Origin of the sequence: Rhizobium sullae (genome assembly GCF_025200715.1) — a bacterium.
Classification (GTDB): Bacteria; Pseudomonadota; Alphaproteobacteria; order Rhizobiales; family Rhizobiaceae; genus Rhizobium; species Rhizobium sullae.
The window spans coordinates 1092539-1108224 of sequence record NZ_CP104143.1 but is presented as its reverse complement, the minus strand read 5'-3'; the positions used below and the strand labels follow the sequence as shown (position 1 = coordinate 1108224).

Sequence of the window (15686 nt, the reverse complement as noted above, 5' to 3'; positions counted from 1 at the left end):
CACTACATTACGCGCCATGAGCAATAGTTTCGACGATATCCCCTTCTTCGACGAAGAACCGGGCGAAGCGCCACGCAAGCCGCAGGCGCCAGCCCCTACAGCCGGAGGGATCGCCGCCCGCGCCATGGCCGCCCGCGACGGCGGCAAGCGGCCAGATTACCTCGCAGGCCTAAACCCCGAGCAGACCGAAGCCGTCGAAACGCTGGAGGGCCCAGTCCTCGTGCTGGCTGGCGCCGGCACCGGCAAGACCCGCGTGCTGACGACCCGCATCGCGCATATCCTGAGCACCGGCCGCGCCTTCCCCTCGCAAATCCTCGCCGTCACCTTCACCAACAAGGCGGCCCGCGAGATGAAGGAGCGCGTCGCGCTGCTCGTCGGCGGCGCCGTCGAGGGCATGCCCTGGCTCGGCACCTTCCACTCGATCGGCGTCAAGCTGCTGCGCCGCCATGCCGAGCTCGTTAACCTGCGTTCCGACTTCACCATCCTCGACACCGACGATGTCGTGCGCCTGATCAAGCAGCTGATCCAGGCCGAGGGGCTGGACGACAAGCGCTGGCCCGCCAAGCAGTTCGCCGGCATGATCGACACGTGGAAGAACAAGGGCCTCGGCCCGGCCGACATTCCCGAAGGTGACGCCCGCGCCTTTGCAAACGGCAAGGGCCGGGAACTTTATTTCGCCTATCAAGCGCGATTGATGACCTTGAACGCCTGCGATTTCGGCGACTTGCTGATGCATCCGATCGCCATCTTCCGCAAGAACCCGGACCTGCTCAAGGAATACCACCAGCGCTTCCGCTATATCCTCGTCGACGAGTATCAGGACACCAACACCGCGCAGTATATGTGGCTGCGGCTGTTGGCACAGCGGCCGAGCAGCAAGCCGAGCTCTCCCCATGTGGGGGAGATGCGGGCCAGGGCAGAGGGGGGTATCCCCTCTGACACCGGCGCTAGAACACCCCTTTCTGTCGGCTCCGCCGACATCTCCCCTGCAAAGGGGGAGATCAGGGGCACCACCATCAACATCTGCTGCGTCGGCGACGATGACCAGTCGATCTATGGCTGGCGCGGCGCGGAGGTGGACAACATCCTGCGCTTCGAGAAGGACTTCCCGGGTGCCAAAGTCATCAAGCTGGAGCGCAACTATCGCTCGACCGAGCATATCCTCGGCGCCGCCGCGCATCTGATCGCCCACAACGAAGGCCGCCTCGGCAAGACGCTCTTCACCGATCGCGCCGACCCGGAGGACGTGAAGGTCCAGGTGCACGCCTCCTGGGACAGCGAAGAGGAAGCCCGCGCCATCGGCGAGGAGATCGAGGCGCTTCAGCGCAAGCAGCATAACCTCAACGACATGGCGATCCTCGTGCGCGCGTCCTTTCAGATGCGCGAATTCGAAGACCGCTTCGTCACGCTTGGTCTCAACTACCGCGTCATCGGCGGCCCGCGCTTTTATGAGCGTCTCGAAATCCGCGATGCCATGGCCTATTTCCGCCTGGTCGCCCAGCCCGCCGACGATCTCGCCTTTGAGCGCATCATCAACACGCCGAAGCGCGGCCTCGGGGACACCACAGTCCGCGCGCTGCACGATTACGCCCGCGCCCGCGACATCCCGATGCTCGCCGCAGCGGCCGACATTATCGAAACCGACGAGTTGAAGCCGAAGGCCCGCAAGGCGCTCTTCGACGTGGTTCAATCTTTCCGCCGCTGGCAAGGGCTCCTCGAAAACACGCCGCACACCGAACTTGCCGAGCAGATTCTCGACGAGTCCGGCTATACGGACATGTGGAAGGCCGACAAGACCGCCGAAGCGCCCGGACGGCTGGAAAACCTCAAGGAACTCATCCGCTCGATGGAGAGCTTCGAGTCGTTGCGCGGTTTCCTGGAGCACGTCGCGCTGGTCATGGATGCCGAGCAGAACGAAAACCTCGACGCCGTCTCGATCATGACGCTGCATTCGGCCAAGGGGCTGGAATTCGACACCGTCTTTCTGCCCGGCTGGGAAGAAGGCCTCTTCCCGCACCAGCGCTCGCTGGACGAAAGCGGCCGCGCCGGCCTCGAGGAGGAACGCCGCCTCGCTTATGTCGGCATCACCCGCGCCAAGCACCGCTGCCACATCTGGTTCGTCTCCAACCGCCGCATCCACGGCCTCTGGCAATCGACGATCCCTTCGCGCTTCCTCGACGAACTGCCGGAAACCCATGTGGAAGTCGCCGAAGTCGAGCAGAGCTACGGCGGTTACGGCCGCGGCGGCTATGGCCAGTCGCGCTTCGACAAGGCCGAGCCCTTCGCCAATTCCTATTCGACGCCCGGCTGGAAGCGCGCCCAAGCCAACAAGACCGACGCCACCCGCGACAACTGGGGCACCCGCTCCGGCCATGCCGTCGAACGCATCGGCTACGGCGAAAGCGGCCCCAAGGGCCGAACCATCGAAGGCGAACTCGTCGCCAAATCCACCTCCGCCGAACCCTCCCGCTTCCAGATGGGCGAGCGCGTCTTCCACCTGAAATTCGGCAATGGGAATATTACGGGGATAGAGGGGAACAAGCTGACGATCGATTTCGATCGGGCGGGGCAGAAACGCGTGCTGGATGGGTTTGTGGAAAGGGTTTAGGTAGCGCCCGTCCATAAAGCGCAATCCATGCAAGCGCGGTGGAGCGACTGCGACCCACGCAAAAGCCGTGGATTCACTCGTATGTTACCTCACCCATTCGTGACTTCCCCCTCCACCCTCCTCTCTCCATACTTCCTCTCGGGCTGGAATAGGAGGATGCAGATGAAACGCTACTCGCTATCGGTGATTGGTCTGTCTCTGGTGATTGCCGTTCTCAGCAATCCCGGCATTGCACTGGCAGCTTGCAACAAGCTTATTGGGACCTGACCTCTTCACACATCCGTGCCGACGGCAGCGTGACAGCGCCGCGGCCAAGGCAAAGCCTGACGGCCCGGTAGAAGCGCGCCGAATGCCTTGTGGAGCGGGCTTGAATGAATGCCCGCTCACCCCAGCATCGGCATCTTGCCCATCCCCAGAATGTCGTTGACGAGCGCGATCGCGATGCCGATGGCGACGATGCTCAATCCGATCAGGAAGAGCCGCCGCGACCGGTCATATTTAGCGGCGATCAGCGAGTCCCGCGCCAAAAGATCGGCGAAGACCTTCACCTGCAACGCGATGCCGACGGTCAAAAGCAGCATCGGCAGGATGTCGATGCGGCTCCAGTCATTCGGGTTGGAGACCCAGCGGCTGATGAAGCTCAGCGAAAAGCCGAGAATGATGCCCGCCGCCGTCAGTGAGCCGTTGCGGAAAGTGGCGTCGATTTTCTCTTCTGGCCCTGGCTCGGTCATGGCTTGCTCCCGCCTGCTCTTCTGCCCAAGGAAGGCAGAAATAACCGGGATCGGCAAGAGTGCGCATCCGCCCCCTAGGAGCAGGCCTTCGCCCTAAGCCGCGCACCGCGCTCCGCAAGAAGCCCGCGCAGCAGGCTACGGTGGCAGCGGCTTTCGTTTTCGCAGTAGCACCCGACGGCAAAGTCGGCGGTCTGGGAAAGCGCTGCCAGCGTGTCGAGGACCCGGCTGGTGTCGGGTGCCGCCATTTCCTTGAGATAAGCGCGAGAAAAGGCCTTCCACTCGGCTTCGGTCTGCGCTGCCTTCGCATCGGCCACCAGCTCCTGGCTCGGCGCCAGCATCGGCAGCCAGACGTCGTAATAGTCGCGCCTCGCAAACTCCTCCTTCGGCACGCCGCGCGGCGGGCGGCGCACTGTGCCGATGCGCAGGCCCTCGTCCTTGCCCCGTGGCGAGCCCAACTGCACGATGCTGATTGCCATTGTGGTCTCCTCGCCTGACCGAACGAAATATCTAGCGCGGCGGCTGCGCTTTCGCCAGCAGACAAGGCACACCCGTGGGCGCATGAGCCTGCCGCAGGCGTCCAATCTGCTTGCGGACCGCGGCGTGCAGACAACGATTACAAAACCTTCATTTTAAAATCATGTTTTATCCTTGCCAAGCCGCCGGGTGGCGGTTAGACACAAGACATATGCCGCATCACCGACGCGGCACGTAGGCGTTAACGTCAACCAACGCGCTGATCGAACCCGAGCCGGGTTGCGAGCGGCGCGGCATGTCTGCGTCCCATGCGCCCCGGTTCCGAACAAAGGAACCATCGATGACGGCAGATACCGCCTCCAAGATCACCGAAAACGGCCACCGGATCGAACGCGTCCGCCACGACATCAAGCGGCGCGTGCTGACCGTCCGCCGCGTTGCAAGACTGACGCCGCAAATGCTGCGCATCACGCTGACCGGATCGGATCTTCACGATTTCGTCAGCCTCGGCCATGACGATCACGTGAAGATTCTCGTTCCGCGCCCTGGCGAAGAGCCGGTCTTTCCGGACATGAGTCCCGAAGGCAGGCTTCTCATCGATCCGGCCAACAGGCCCGTGCTGCGCGATTACACGCCCCGGCGCTTCGACCCGGTGACGGGCGAACTCGATCTCGACTTCGCGCTCCACGAGGCAGGCCCTGCAACCGAGTGGGCCTTGCGCGCGCAGCCCGGCGACAAGCTCGGCGTCGGCGGCCCGCGCGGCTCCTTCGTGGTTGCGACCGACTTCGAGTGGTATCTGCTTGCCGGCGACGAAACCGCCCTTCCCGCGATCGGCCGCCGCCTCGAAGAACTGCCGGCCTCCGCCCGGGCGCTTGTCGTCGCCGAGGTTGCAGGACCCGAAGAGGAGCAGGCGCTGGAAAGCAAGGCCGAGCTGACGACGCTTTGGCTTCATCGGGGTTCGGCACCGGCCGGCACCACGGATCAGCTCGACCAGGTATTGCGAGGCCTCACGCTTCCCACCGGCGACGGCTATATCTGGATCGCCTGCGAAACTCTCGTCGCCAAGCGCCTGCGCGCCGTCATGGTCGATGAGCGCCAGCATCCGAAAGCCTGGATCAAGGCGGCCGGCTACTGGAAGCGCGGCCAGGCCGACTTCCACGAAACCCACGGCGACTGAGTCGCCGCCCCGTGCCGCTGGGATAGACAGGTCGCGGGGAGCCCGCCGCGCGGCCGCGGCACATTCGTGCTTCCTCCAAAAAAAGCTTGCGCTTAACCACCTGCGAATCCACTAGTTGATAGCGGCATATCCGCTTGGCATGCTGCACCGCAAACGTATGGAGTCGCCTGATGAAAGCGTTATTGCTGGTCGATATTCAGAATGGCTTTTGCCCCGGCGGCAATCTCCCGGTGCCGGAGGGTGATCAGGTGGTGCCGGTCGCAAACCGTCTGATCGACAGCGGCAAATACGATCTGATCGTCGCCTCCCAGGACTGGCATCCACCTGGCCATGGAAGCTTCGCCTCCTCCCATCCCGGCAAGAAGCCTTTCGAGATGGGCGAGCTTTCCGGCAAGCCGCAGATGATGTGGCCGGATCACTGCGTGAAAAACACCCTCGATGCCGAGCTTCATCCGGCGCTCAAATCCGAAGAGATCGACCTTATTCAGCAGAAGGGCGAGAATCCGCTGGTGGACAGCTATTCAGCATTCCGCGACAACGATCAGGATGCCTCGACAGGTCTTTCCGACTTCCTTCTGGACCAGGGCGTGACCGAGATCGACATCTGCGGCCTAGCGACGGATTATTGCGTCAAGTTCTCGGCGCTCGATGCGCTGGCGATGATGCCCGGAATCAAGGTCCGCTTCATCGAGGATGCAAGCCGCGGCATCACACCGGAAGGGGTGGCTGCTGCCATCGATGAGATGCGCGCACGCGGCATCGAGATCATCGACAGCCAAAAGGTTCTCGCCGGCTGAGGCTCAGTCCCGCGCCGCCTGCTCCAGCCCGTAGATATCGTCCGCAAGGTCGTCGGCGCGCTTAAGAAATGCAGCATGCGCATCCTGCAGGCCCTGTTTGTAATAGGCGGCGCCGATCTCCTTGGCGAAGAAATCGAGGACCAGTTCCGCCTTGAGCAGCCCGATGGGCTGATCCAGTTCCTTGTCGAAGAAGTGCTGGATGCGCGCAATCAGCGCCGCCTTGTCTTCCTTGGAAAAGTCTATCGGCTTCATCGCTCGTCTCCCGCCATTGTCTGAGGTTCCCACGGTTCAGCGAAATCGATCGGTCGATCAAGGAAATTCGATTGCGGCCAAGGCGCTGGGCACATAGAGCAGGGTCGTTTTGAAGAAGGACACGTGCCGATGAGTCGGGCGGATTTTGCCGAGGGTTTGCGGGGCGGCTTTGCCGTCGCTGTGGCGGCCGCGCCTTTCGGCGCCCTATTCGGCGCGCTTGCCGTGGATAACGGCATGTCGCTCGGCGAACTGACGCTGATGAGCGCCACGGTCTACGCGGGTGCGAGCCAGATGGTCGGCATCGAGCTTTTCGGCCACAACGTCCAGGCCTGGCTGATCGTCGCCTCCATCCTCGCCGTCAACTTCCGCCATGTCCTCTATTCGGCGGCGATTGCGCGCTACGTCCGCGAGTTCACGCCGCTGCAGAAGTTCTTCACCTTCTTCCTGCTCGTCGATCCGCAGTTCGCTGCAATGGCGAAACGCGGCGAGGAGGGAAAGCCGGTCACCTTCATCTGGTATCTCGGCTTCGGAATCATCATCTACGTGCCCTGGGTGCTGATCAGCCTCCTCGGCGGGCTGCTCGGCAGCTTCATCGGCGACCCGAAGGCGCTCGGCCTCGATATCCTGCTGCCCGCCTATTTCCTCGGCATCGTGCTCGGGTTCCGCAACCGCGACAACTTCCTGCCCGTCGCCCTTGTCAGCGCCGTCGCCTCGGCGATCGCCTATCACTATGTCGGCTCGCCCTGGCATGTCAGCCTGGGGGCTGCGGCCGGCATCATCCTGGCTGCGCTGATGCCGCTGCCTGCCGTCCACAAGCCCGAACCCGAAAACGAACCGCACGAGGTCTGACATGGAATTCGATCTCCAGATGGTCCTCGTGATCCTCGCATCGGCTGTTGCGACTTATGTGACGCGCATTGGCGGCTATGTGCTCATCACCACGATGAAACGCATCCCTCCGCGCATGGAGGCAGCCCTCAACGCCGTCCCTGCCGCCGTGCTGACGACCATCGTCGCGCCGGCCTTCTTCGACGGCGGCTGGGATGCCAAGCTGGCGCTTGTCGTCGCTCTCATCGTCGGCCTCAAGGTATCACATACCTGGATGCTGGTCGCGGCCTGGCTCATCGTCATGGCTTGGCGCCGCACGATCGGATTCTAGGCCGCGCGGCACTTGAACCTCAATATTTCAGCGGCAGCGTCGCATTCTCCAGCCACGCCTTGACGTCCTTGTCGTGGATCAGCGGCATCAACGCCTCGCGGGTGCGGGCGTGGTAGTCGTTGAACCAGTGCAGCTCGTCATGCGTCAGCAATTCGGGGATGACGATGGTGCGGTCGATCGGGCAGAAGGTCAGCGTCTCGAAGCCGAGCATCGGCATGTCGCCGCCTTCGATGTCCTCCGCCTCCCGCACATAGATCAGGTTCTCGATGCGGATGCCGAAGCTGCCCGGCCGGTAATAGCCCGGTTCGTTGGAAAGGATCATGCCGGGCAGCAGTTCCTGCGTCGAAATCCTCGAAATGCGTTGCGGCCCCTCGTGCACCGAAAGATAGGAGCCGACGCCGTGGCCGGTCCCATGCCCGAAGTCGACGCCTGCCCGCCAGAGCGCGATGCGCGCCAGCGGATCGAGATCGCAGCCGCGCGTGCCCTTCGGAAAGCGCACCGTGCTGATCTGGATCACGCCCTTCAACACCAGCGTGAAGAAGCGCTTCTGCTCCTCCGAAACCGCCCCGATGCCAACGGTGCGGGTGATATCCGTGGTACCATTGATGTATTGCGCGCCGGAATCGATGAGGAAAAGCTCCCCGGCATTGATCGTCCGGTTGGTATCGACTGTCACGCGGTAATGCATGATCGCGGCATGCTCGCCGGCCCCGGAAATCGTGTCGAAGGAGATATCCTTGAGGGGGTTCTGCATGTTCTGGCCGACGCCGGCACGCACGGCCTCCAGCTTCTCGGCCGCGGCAATTTCCGTCACCGTGCCCGGCTTTTCCTGCGATAGCCAGTAAAGGAACTCGACCATGGCCGCACCGTCTTGCAGGTGCGCCGCTGCCGAGCCGTTGAGCTCGACGCTGTTCTTCACCGCCCGCGGCAGCTTGGCGGGATCGGCGCCCTCCACCACCTCGCCGCCCGCCTTGCGGATGATGTCGGCAAGCGCATAGGAAGCGATATCCGGATCGATCATCACCCTGCCGCCATCCTTTGACACGGCAGCGAGCCGCTCGTCGAGCGAAGATGGCGGCAGCTGCACGCATATCTGCGCAAGATAGGCCTCCGGCTCGATGCCGGTCTTGCGCTTGTCGAGGAACAGTTCCGCCTTGCCGTCGGCGTGGATGATGGCGCGAGCCAGCGGATGCGGCGTATGCGGAACGTCAGCACCGCGAATGTTGAAGATCCATGCGATCGACGACGGGTCGGCAATCAGCACGGCTGCGGCATTCTTCTTGGCGAGATCGGCGGCAACCGTCGCGATCTTGTCCTTCGCCAGCATGCCGGCCTGAGCGACATTCTGGATGACCACAGCGCCGAGCGGTTCGGCCGGGCGATCCGTCCAGAGCCTGTCGAGCGGATTGTGCGGCAGCATCACCAATGTGCCGCCGATCTCGGCAAGCGCCTTTTCAAGACGGCGCACGTCGGCACCGGAATGCAGCCACGGATCGATGCCGAGCCGCATGCCCTGCTTGCCGTTCTTGGGTATCCAGACATGCGGTGGCTCGTTGACGAGATCGCCGCCGGTAAAGACCGAGCCGTCGACCTGCTCGGCGAGCTGCGTCACATAGCGGCCATCGACGAAAATGATCGCCTGGCTATGGGCGATGAGCGCAATGCCCGCCGATCCGGTGAAGCCGGTGAGCCAAGACAGGCGCTCCGCGCATGCCGGCACATATTCGCCGTTGTACTCATCGGCACGCGGCACGAGGAAGGCATCAATGCCAAGCCCATCGAAACTTGCGCGCAGTTGCCCAACCCGATCGCGGCCGAATTGTGGCGTGGAGGTGACTTCAAAAGACTGGAACATGCTGAAAACCCAATGGCTATATCCGAATCCGCCGACAAGCGTGCGGCCCATGTTATCGAAAAATCAGGGCAAGTGGAGAAAAACCAGCCACTTTGCCCCAGGTCAGGCCGCTCAATATTTTGGCAGAAATGTGACAGTAGAATCGAAACTGGCACGCTTTATGCGTTCAACGCATGGCTCCCATGAGCGAAACCCTCTGCCTAAGGATTTGGGAATAGCTATATACGGCGCATCAAACGGGTTCGGAAACGAGCCTGCAACGAAAAGGAAATGAAAATGACTGCCTCTCTGTCGCGCTTCGCTTACAGCAGCCCGGTGCAGGCTGGCGAACGCCAGACTGTGCATCATGTCATCGGTGCCCGCCGTCCGCTCAATGGGGATAGCCTCAAGATGCTCGGCACGGGCCACAAGGTTACGCACCACAAGGGTGTACCCAGCTACGCGTTCTGAGCTATTTGCCGCTTCGTTTCTCCTCCTCCCTCAACGGACCGGCAATCAGAACTGTAGAGCCCGCTCGAGCGCTCCTCCTCCTTCGAGCTCGCGGGCATGGCCGTTTTAACGGTCGAAGGCGGTGCCGTTTGGCACCGCCTTCTTTTTTTGCCGATAGCTTACGGACGATCGAGATGGATCGTCACCCAGCCGTTTCGCCAGATGGTGCGGACGTGGCGGAGCTTTGCGCCATTATAGGCCGAAAGCACCTTCCAGCGCTGTTCTGCGAGGATACCTGACAGGATCACCGAGCCGGATGGCGCCAGATGCTCGGCCAGCTTCGGCGCCATCTTGATCAGCGGCCGCGCCAGAATATTGGCGATGATGAGGTCGAACGGCCCGTATTCCGCAAAGGCCGTCGAATGAAAGCCTGGCGCAGTCTTCGCAATGATCCCGGAGGCAATGCCGTTCCGCCGCACGTTCTCGGCTGCGACACGCGTCGCGATCGGATCGATATCGGTCGCGAGAACCGGGATATTCTTGAGCTTGCGCACCGCAATCGCCAATACGCCGCTGCCCGTCCCGAGGTCCAACGCATTACCGACCGGCCGCGAACGCAACACGCTGTCGATCACCTCCAGGCAGCCGGCCGTCGTGCCGTGATGGCCGGTGCCGAAGGCTTGCCCCGCATCGATCTCGATTCCGATATCGCCGGGGCGGACCTTGGCGCGGTCATGCGAACCATGCACGAGAAAGCGCCCCGCCCGCACCGGCTTCAGACCTTCAAGGGATTTCGCCACCCAATCGATATCGGGAATGACTTCGCGCGCGACCTTCAGGTCCGGAAACGGCACCTTCAGCGCCTCCTCGACGCGAAGGCGAACCGCGTTTTCGTCCTCCCGCATCATGTAGATGGAGGCTTCCCAGATGTCCTTCTTCTCATCGATCTCGGTCGTCGCGATCGCGATATCCTCTTCACCGAAGACCTCGGTCAGAAGATCAAGGACTTGCCCGGCCTTCTTTTCGGTCGTCGTCACATACAGGCGAATTTCACTCACTCGAACTTTTCCTATTCTTATTGCGCGTCGTCGATCCAGACTGGCGGCGGCGTATCATAACCGGCAACGCTGCGCAGTATCCGCCGGGTAATTCCCGGGATGCGGATCAGCAGCGGTGCGAAAAAATTGCGAAGGCCGGTCGCAACCGGATGATGCATGGTCACCAGCCTCGTCAGCCCATAGGTCTGCTTCAGCACCATTTTGACCGCCGGCATCCGAAGGCCCGAATAATCCTGTTCCCGGCCTTCCGAAATCAGATAGGCGAGCCAGCAGGCATCCTCGATGCCGAGATTCATGCCGCGGGCACCAGCCGGCGAATGGATATGCGCCGCATCGCCGGCGAGAAAGACGTTACCCTTTGACATGCGCTCGACATGCCGGAAATGGATGCGGAAATTCGCAGCCCACACCAATTCGCCGCCGGGCACCGGATGCTCGATATGGCTCTCGAAATCCGGAAGCGTCGAGATGTATCGCACCGTATCGCGGGAAACCGGAATCCTGCCGACCATGCCGGGATTGAACAGGCTGATCTCGACGTAATGTGCGTCGATCGGCTGCGGATAGCGATAGTCCGCAAGATGGAAGGACTCTTCGAGAGCGTCGCCCGGAAAGTCGAAACCTGCAGCCTTGCGCACGGCCGAGTGCGCACCATCCGCGCCGATCAGGATGTCGGGGTCGAGTTCCTCGCGGGAGCCGTCCGCGCGGCGCAGCGTCACATGCGGCTTGTCCATCGTGCCGCTGACGCTTTCAAGCACGGTCTGCCACTCCGGCTCGACTTCATAGTCGGAAAGCTTGCCGAGCAGCAGCCGTTCCGTATGGCCCTGCGCAAGCGCCTGGATGGCCGGAAAGCGGCCGCCGATTTTGGAAGGATCGATCTCGAAAAGCCCTTTCCCGCCTGACCGCACCCGAAAGCGGTCGATCCTATGGCCTTCCTGCAGGATCGTGTCTGCGACACGGGAGGGCGAAAGCAAGGTGAGCGTGCGGGCATTGATGCCGAGCGCCCGGCTCTCGGTCAGCGGCACCGGGCCTGCATCGCTGTCTATGATACGTGGACGAAAGCCTCGCCGGGCAAGTTCCACCGCTGCCGCAAGACCCGTCGCGCCGGCACCGGCGATCAGGATGCTGCGATGCCCGGCCCCCATGGTTTCATCCCTTGCTGATCAAATTCTCCAGCTTCTTTACTGCCGTGTCCGGGTTTTCGCCATAGGCGATCGTGCCGGCAAAACGGCCCTCGGAATCAAAGAGGAAGACCGATGCGGTGTGGTCCATCGTGTAATCGCCATTCGGATCCTTCTCGTCGACCGGCACCTTCTTGGCGTAGACGCGAAAGCCCTTGACGACGTCGGCGACCTTCTCCGGCGGACCGGAGATGCCGGTGATGCGCTTCGAAACGTTCGAGACGTACTGGTTCATGATTTCCGGCGTATCGCGCTCCGGATCGACGGTGACGAAATAGGCCTGCAGCTTGTCGCCCGCCGGATCGACTTTCTCCATCCAGCCATTGAGTTCGAAGAGTGTCGTGGGGCAAACCTCGGGGCAATGCGTGAAGCCGAAGAAGACGGCGCTCGGCTTGCCGCGAAGCGCCTGCTCGGTGATCGGCTGGCCGTTTTGCGCAACGAGCGTGAACGGAACGCCGAACGGCCCCTCGGCGAGCGGAATATCCCTCGTCTTCGTGATGTTCAGCGTCAGGAAGCCGAGCACGGCCGCGACAATGATGACGGCAACCCAAACGGCGACACGGAAATTCTTCATGTCTACGACCCCTGAAAGCAAGCGGACGGCGCAGCCCGCGACTGCGCGCCTGATACCTCTTCTGCGGAGCGCACGCAATTCAACATCCCGTTTTCTCTCCCGTGATTAATTGCCTCACCCGGCATGCGCAGAAATGATAGCGCCGGTGATCGATCTTAAGAGAAAAGCTTGTTACTTCAAATACTTGACCGGCCAGCAGGAAGATGCAGGCAAGAAACATATCGTTAGCAAAGACTTAAGCGGTCAACCCTATATTTTATAGGGCGTCCGGCGCCCTCCGCGCCGCTCCGACATGATGTCTATGGCGTGTCGTCAGACACGGGTGTTTGCATGCAACTGCACGAATACTTCAATCCGGCATCTGAGGCAGGACGATTTTTTTATGACGAATGCGACAATACGCAAGACCCTTTCGGTGAACCAGAGACTGTGGACGCTCGCAGGCGCCGCCCTCCTCGGTTTCAGCTCGATGCTCGCTGTCAGCTGGTTTGAAGGCGCCCGTGTCGAGAGTGCGCTGGATCGAGCAACCAGCATCCAGCAGAGCGTCGACTGCATCAACCAGATGCGCATTGCAAATCTGACGCTCGTTCTCGCGGCCATGGATACGATCGTCGACCGCGGCGATAAAAATATCCAACCTGAACGCGTGATGTTGATGTCGAAATCACTGGAACAGCTTGCCAGCGGCTCGAAGGAAATGGACCTGCTTGCGCAGGAACTGCAGGCAGGTGATCTCCTGGCAAGTTACGATTCGGACGTATCGGCCTTGCAGCAGGCAGTCACCGTCGATCTGAAGGCCGCCGTGGAAGGCGCCGCGGACGACGAGACATTCGGCAAGTTGGACGACGCCATCGACGGCGGCGGCGAGAAGCTCGCGGCAACGCTCGACAAGCTGGCGCAGAACGGCACCGCTGTGGCGCAGCGCCGCGTCGACGAAGCCAACGCGATTTCGCGGGATTCGCTCCTCATCGAGGTCGGTCTTTGTGTTTTCGCGATCATCACGATGACGATCCTGCAATATATCCATGGAGGCTCGATCCGCCGGGGCATCGAAGCCGTGCGCCAGAGCATGCAGCGCATCATGAGCGGCAATCTGCACGAGGCCGTGCCTGCGACCGAACGCGGTGACGAGATCGGCGAGATGGCGCGGGCAACCGAAAGCTTCCGTCTCGCAGCCATCGACAAGATGAACCTTGAGACGCAGACCGAAAGCGAACGGCGCCAGAGCGATGCGGAACGGAGCAAGCAGGAGGCGGCAAAGCTTGCCGATGTCGAGGCTCTGAACGCTGCGGTCGACGCCCTTGGCCAGGGTTTGAACCGGCTCGCCGCCGGCGATGTGACGATCGCCATCGACCAGCCGTTCAAACCGGAGCTGGAGCGCTTGCGCAGCGACTTCAACCAGACGACGGCGATCCTTCGCAAGGCGATGGCCGACATCGCGCAGAACACCACTTCGATCCAGGCCAACAGCAAGCAGATGCGCGCGGCCGCCGCCGATCTCGCCAAACGCACCGAGCAGCAGGCGGCATCTTTGGAAGAGACTTCGGCAGCCCTCGATCAGATCACAGCGACCGTGCGCAGCGCCACGAACCGCGCCGAGGAAGTCGGCCAGATGGTCACTCATACCCGCCAAAACACGGCCAAGTCCGATATCGTCGTCACCGACGCGATGACGGCGATGGAGCGAATCGAAGGCGCCTCACGCGAAATCGGCACTATCATCAACGTGATCGACGAGATCGCATTCCAGACCAACCTCCTGGCGCTGAACGCCGGTGTCGAAGCAGCCCGCGCCGGCGAAGCCGGAAAGGGCTTTGCGGTCGTCGCACAGGAAGTGCGCGAACTTGCCGGGCGCGCAGCGGGCGCGGCCAAGGATATCAAGGCCTTGATCTCCAAATCGGGCGCCGAAGTAAAGACAGGCGGAGAACTCGTGACCAAAGCCGGCGAAGCGCTGCGCGAGATCGGCGAAGATGTTTTGCGCATCGACGAGCACGTTAAGTCAATCGTAACCTCTGCGCGCGAACAATCCGTTGGACTGAACGAAATCAATGCGGCCATCAGCCAGATGGACCAGGCCACGCAGAAGAATGCGGCCATGGTCGAAGAGACGAACGCCGCGAGCCACACGCTTGCCGCCGACGCCGAAAATCTGATCCGGCTCGTTGGACAGTTCAAGACCGGCGAGGGCATGAATGCCCGTCACGCGCCGCGAGAAGCAACCGCCGCCTCGCATCCGAAACCCTCACCCGCACGGAGCCTGATCGGCAAGGTCGCGGGCGCATTCAGTGGCGGCGCCGCCGCCAAAGCCGTGGCCGCTTCGGCCAGAGACAACTGGGAAGAATTCTGATCATGACAAGCGCCGTTATCACACAGGCCGGTTCCCACCTCGAAATCGTTTCCTTTCATCTCGCGGAACAGGAATTCTGCATCGACATCATGGCGATCCGCGAAATCCGCGGATGGGCGCCGGTCACCCCGATGCCGCATACGCCGCCCTACGTACTCGGCCTCATCAACCTTCGCGGCGCGGTGATCCCGGTCATCGACATGGCCTGCCGCCTCGGCATGAAGATGACGGAGCCGTCGGAACGCTCCGCGATCATCGTCACCGACATCGCCGGCAAGCTGGTTGGTCTCCTGGTCGAACAGGTTTCGGACATGATGACCATCAAAAGCGAAGACCTGCAGCCGCCGCCGGAAATCATTCCGGAAGCCCAGCGCGCCTTCTGCCGCGGCATCGTGGCACGGGAAAAGACCATGGTCTGTTTCCTCAACCTCGACACGGTCATCGCCGACGAACTGGCACGCGAAGCCGCCTGAACTCCGGCACTATCGGAATCGAAAGGGCCCGGCGAAAACCAGGCCTCTTTTTCATTGCGGCTTGCCGTTCTTCCAGGTGACGTTCTGGCCATAAAGCGGGATCGTCGAGATCGACATCTTCGCCGAGCCATCGGTCAGTTCGCGGGAATGGGCGAGATAGATCAGCGTGTCATTGGTCTTGTCGTAGATGCGATTGACGACCAGCTTCTTCCAGATGAGCGACATGCCCGCTTTGAACACCTCGTCGCCGTCTTTCGAGAGATTGATGTCGCCGATTTCGATCGGTCCCGTCTGACGGCACGCGATCGAATTGTTCGAGGGGTCCTCGAACCAATTGCCGTTCTTCACCCGGTCGATGATGCTGCGGTCGAAATAGGTGACATGGCACGTCACGCCCTTCACCTCCGGATCAGGGATCGCATCGACGATGACATCGTTGCCGATCCAGTCGACCCCGACCTTGCCGACGACTTCGGCAGACGCGACACCGGCGCCAAGCGCGGCAACCGAAGCGGCGGAAAGAACAAACTTATGCAACGAGGACATCGCGGCTCCCTGAATAATCCGCTTC

General features: G+C 61.9%; 15 protein-coding genes and 2 pseudogenes. 9 read left to right on the top strand and 8 right to left on the bottom strand.

Annotation, left to right across the window (positions count from 1 at the left end):
* Positions 1 to 16: 16 nt before the first annotated feature.
* Both N2599_RS37585 and N2599_RS37580 read left to right on the top strand, forming a co-directional pair.
* Positions 17 to 886, top strand: a pseudogene (locus tag N2599_RS37585) (ATP-dependent helicase); the annotation flags it as partial.
* Positions 887 to 1018: 132 nt separating this feature from the next.
* Positions 1019 to 2608: pseudogene (locus tag N2599_RS37580) on the top strand (ATP-dependent helicase); the annotation flags it as partial.
* 383 nt (positions 2609 to 2991) lie between these two features.
* On the opposite strand, the gene N2599_RS05475 reads toward N2599_RS37580, so the two are convergent.
* Together N2599_RS05475 and N2599_RS05470 are read right to left on the bottom strand one after the other, a co-directional pair.
* Positions 2992 to 3339 (bottom strand): hypothetical protein, encoded by a 348-nt coding sequence (locus tag N2599_RS05475; RefSeq protein ID WP_027508763.1) that lies wholly within the window; start codon positions 3337 to 3339, stop codon positions 2992 to 2994.
* A 74-nt stretch (positions 3340 to 3413) separates the two neighbouring features.
* Positions 3414 to 3815: a DUF488 domain-containing protein gene (locus N2599_RS05470; protein WP_027508762.1), complete on the bottom strand. Its 402-nt coding sequence runs from the start codon at positions 3813 to 3815 to the stop codon at positions 3414 to 3416.
* A 338-nt stretch (positions 3816 to 4153) separates the two neighbouring features.
* Between N2599_RS05470 and N2599_RS05465 the strand changes: the two genes are divergently transcribed.
* Together N2599_RS05465 and pncA are read left to right on the top strand one after the other, a co-directional pair.
* Positions 4154 to 4990, top strand: coding sequence for a siderophore-interacting protein (locus N2599_RS05465; RefSeq protein WP_063829585.1), 837 nt, complete (start codon positions 4154 to 4156; stop codon positions 4988 to 4990).
* A gap of 170 nt (positions 4991 to 5160) precedes the next feature.
* Positions 5161 to 5787 carry a bifunctional nicotinamidase/pyrazinamidase gene (gene pncA, locus N2599_RS05460; RefSeq protein WP_027508760.1) on the top strand — a complete coding sequence of 209 codons (627 nt, stop codon included), beginning with the start codon at positions 5161 to 5163 and terminating at the stop codon, positions 5785 to 5787.
* A 3-nt stretch (positions 5788 to 5790) separates the two neighbouring features.
* Here pncA and N2599_RS05455 read toward each other — a convergent pair whose 3' ends face one another.
* Positions 5791 to 6039, bottom strand: a complete 249-nt coding sequence (locus tag N2599_RS05455) for a DUF2164 domain-containing protein (protein ID WP_027508759.1) — start codon at positions 6037 to 6039, stop codon at positions 5791 to 5793.
* Positions 6040 to 6168: 129 nt separating this feature from the next.
* On the opposite strand from N2599_RS05455, the gene N2599_RS05450 reads away from it, so the two are divergent.
* Positions 6169 to 6888 carry an AzlC family ABC transporter permease gene (locus N2599_RS05450; RefSeq protein ID WP_027508758.1) on the top strand — a complete coding sequence of 240 codons (720 nt, stop codon included), beginning with the start codon at positions 6169 to 6171 and terminating at the stop codon, positions 6886 to 6888.
* A 1-nt stretch (position 6889) separates the two neighbouring features.
* The gene (locus N2599_RS05445; RefSeq protein ID WP_027508757.1) at positions 6890 to 7198 is read left to right on the top strand and encodes a branched-chain amino acid transport AzlD family protein; all 309 of its coding nucleotides are present in this window, start codon (positions 6890 to 6892) and stop codon (positions 7196 to 7198) included.
* A gap of 19 nt (positions 7199 to 7217) precedes the next feature.
* Here N2599_RS05445 and N2599_RS05440 read toward each other — a convergent pair whose 3' ends face one another.
* Positions 7218 to 9053, bottom strand: a complete 1836-nt coding sequence (locus tag N2599_RS05440) for an aminopeptidase P family protein (protein WP_027508756.1) — start codon at positions 9051 to 9053, stop codon at positions 7218 to 7220.
* Positions 9054 to 9329: 276 nt separating this feature from the next.
* Here N2599_RS05440 and N2599_RS05435 point away from each other — a divergent pair, with 276 nt between their 5' ends.
* Positions 9330 to 9503, top strand: coding sequence for a hypothetical protein (locus N2599_RS05435; RefSeq protein WP_165918524.1), 174 nt, complete (start codon positions 9330 to 9332; stop codon positions 9501 to 9503).
* Positions 9504 to 9661: 158 nt separating this feature from the next.
* Here the strand turns inward: N2599_RS05435 and N2599_RS05430 are convergent, their stop codons facing one another.
* Genes N2599_RS05430 through N2599_RS05420 form a run of 3 tightly spaced genes read right to left on the bottom strand, consistent with a single transcriptional unit; the run spans position 9662 to position 12295 of the window.
* On the bottom strand, positions 9662 to 10540 hold the full coding sequence (locus N2599_RS05430; RefSeq protein WP_027508755.1) for a 50S ribosomal protein L11 methyltransferase: 879 nt from the start codon (positions 10538 to 10540) through the stop codon (positions 9662 to 9664).
* Between the two features lie 17 nt (positions 10541 to 10557).
* Positions 10558 to 11685, bottom strand: a complete 1128-nt coding sequence (locus tag N2599_RS05425; RefSeq protein ID WP_027508754.1) for an FAD-dependent oxidoreductase — start codon at positions 11683 to 11685, stop codon at positions 10558 to 10560.
* A 4-nt stretch (positions 11686 to 11689) separates the two neighbouring features.
* On the bottom strand, positions 11690 to 12295 hold the full coding sequence (locus N2599_RS05420) for an SCO family protein (RefSeq protein WP_027508753.1): 606 nt from the start codon (positions 12293 to 12295) through the stop codon (positions 11690 to 11692).
* 382 nt (positions 12296 to 12677) lie between these two features.
* On the opposite strand from N2599_RS05420, the gene N2599_RS05415 reads away from it, so the two are divergent.
* The gene (locus N2599_RS05415; protein ID WP_027508752.1) at positions 12678 to 14642 is read left to right on the top strand and encodes a methyl-accepting chemotaxis protein; all 1965 of its coding nucleotides are present in this window, start codon (positions 12678 to 12680) and stop codon (positions 14640 to 14642) included.
* A 2-nt stretch (positions 14643 to 14644) separates the two neighbouring features.
* Entirely contained in the window at positions 14645 to 15115 is a 471-nt protein-coding gene (locus tag N2599_RS05410; protein ID WP_027508751.1) for a chemotaxis protein CheW, read from the top strand.
* A gap of 51 nt (positions 15116 to 15166) precedes the next feature.
* Here N2599_RS05410 and N2599_RS05405 read toward each other — a convergent pair whose 3' ends face one another.
* Positions 15167 to 15661: a CreA family protein gene (locus N2599_RS05405; RefSeq protein ID WP_027508750.1), complete on the bottom strand. Its 495-nt coding sequence runs from the start codon at positions 15659 to 15661 to the stop codon at positions 15167 to 15169.
* Positions 15662 to 15686: the final 25 nt, after the last annotated feature.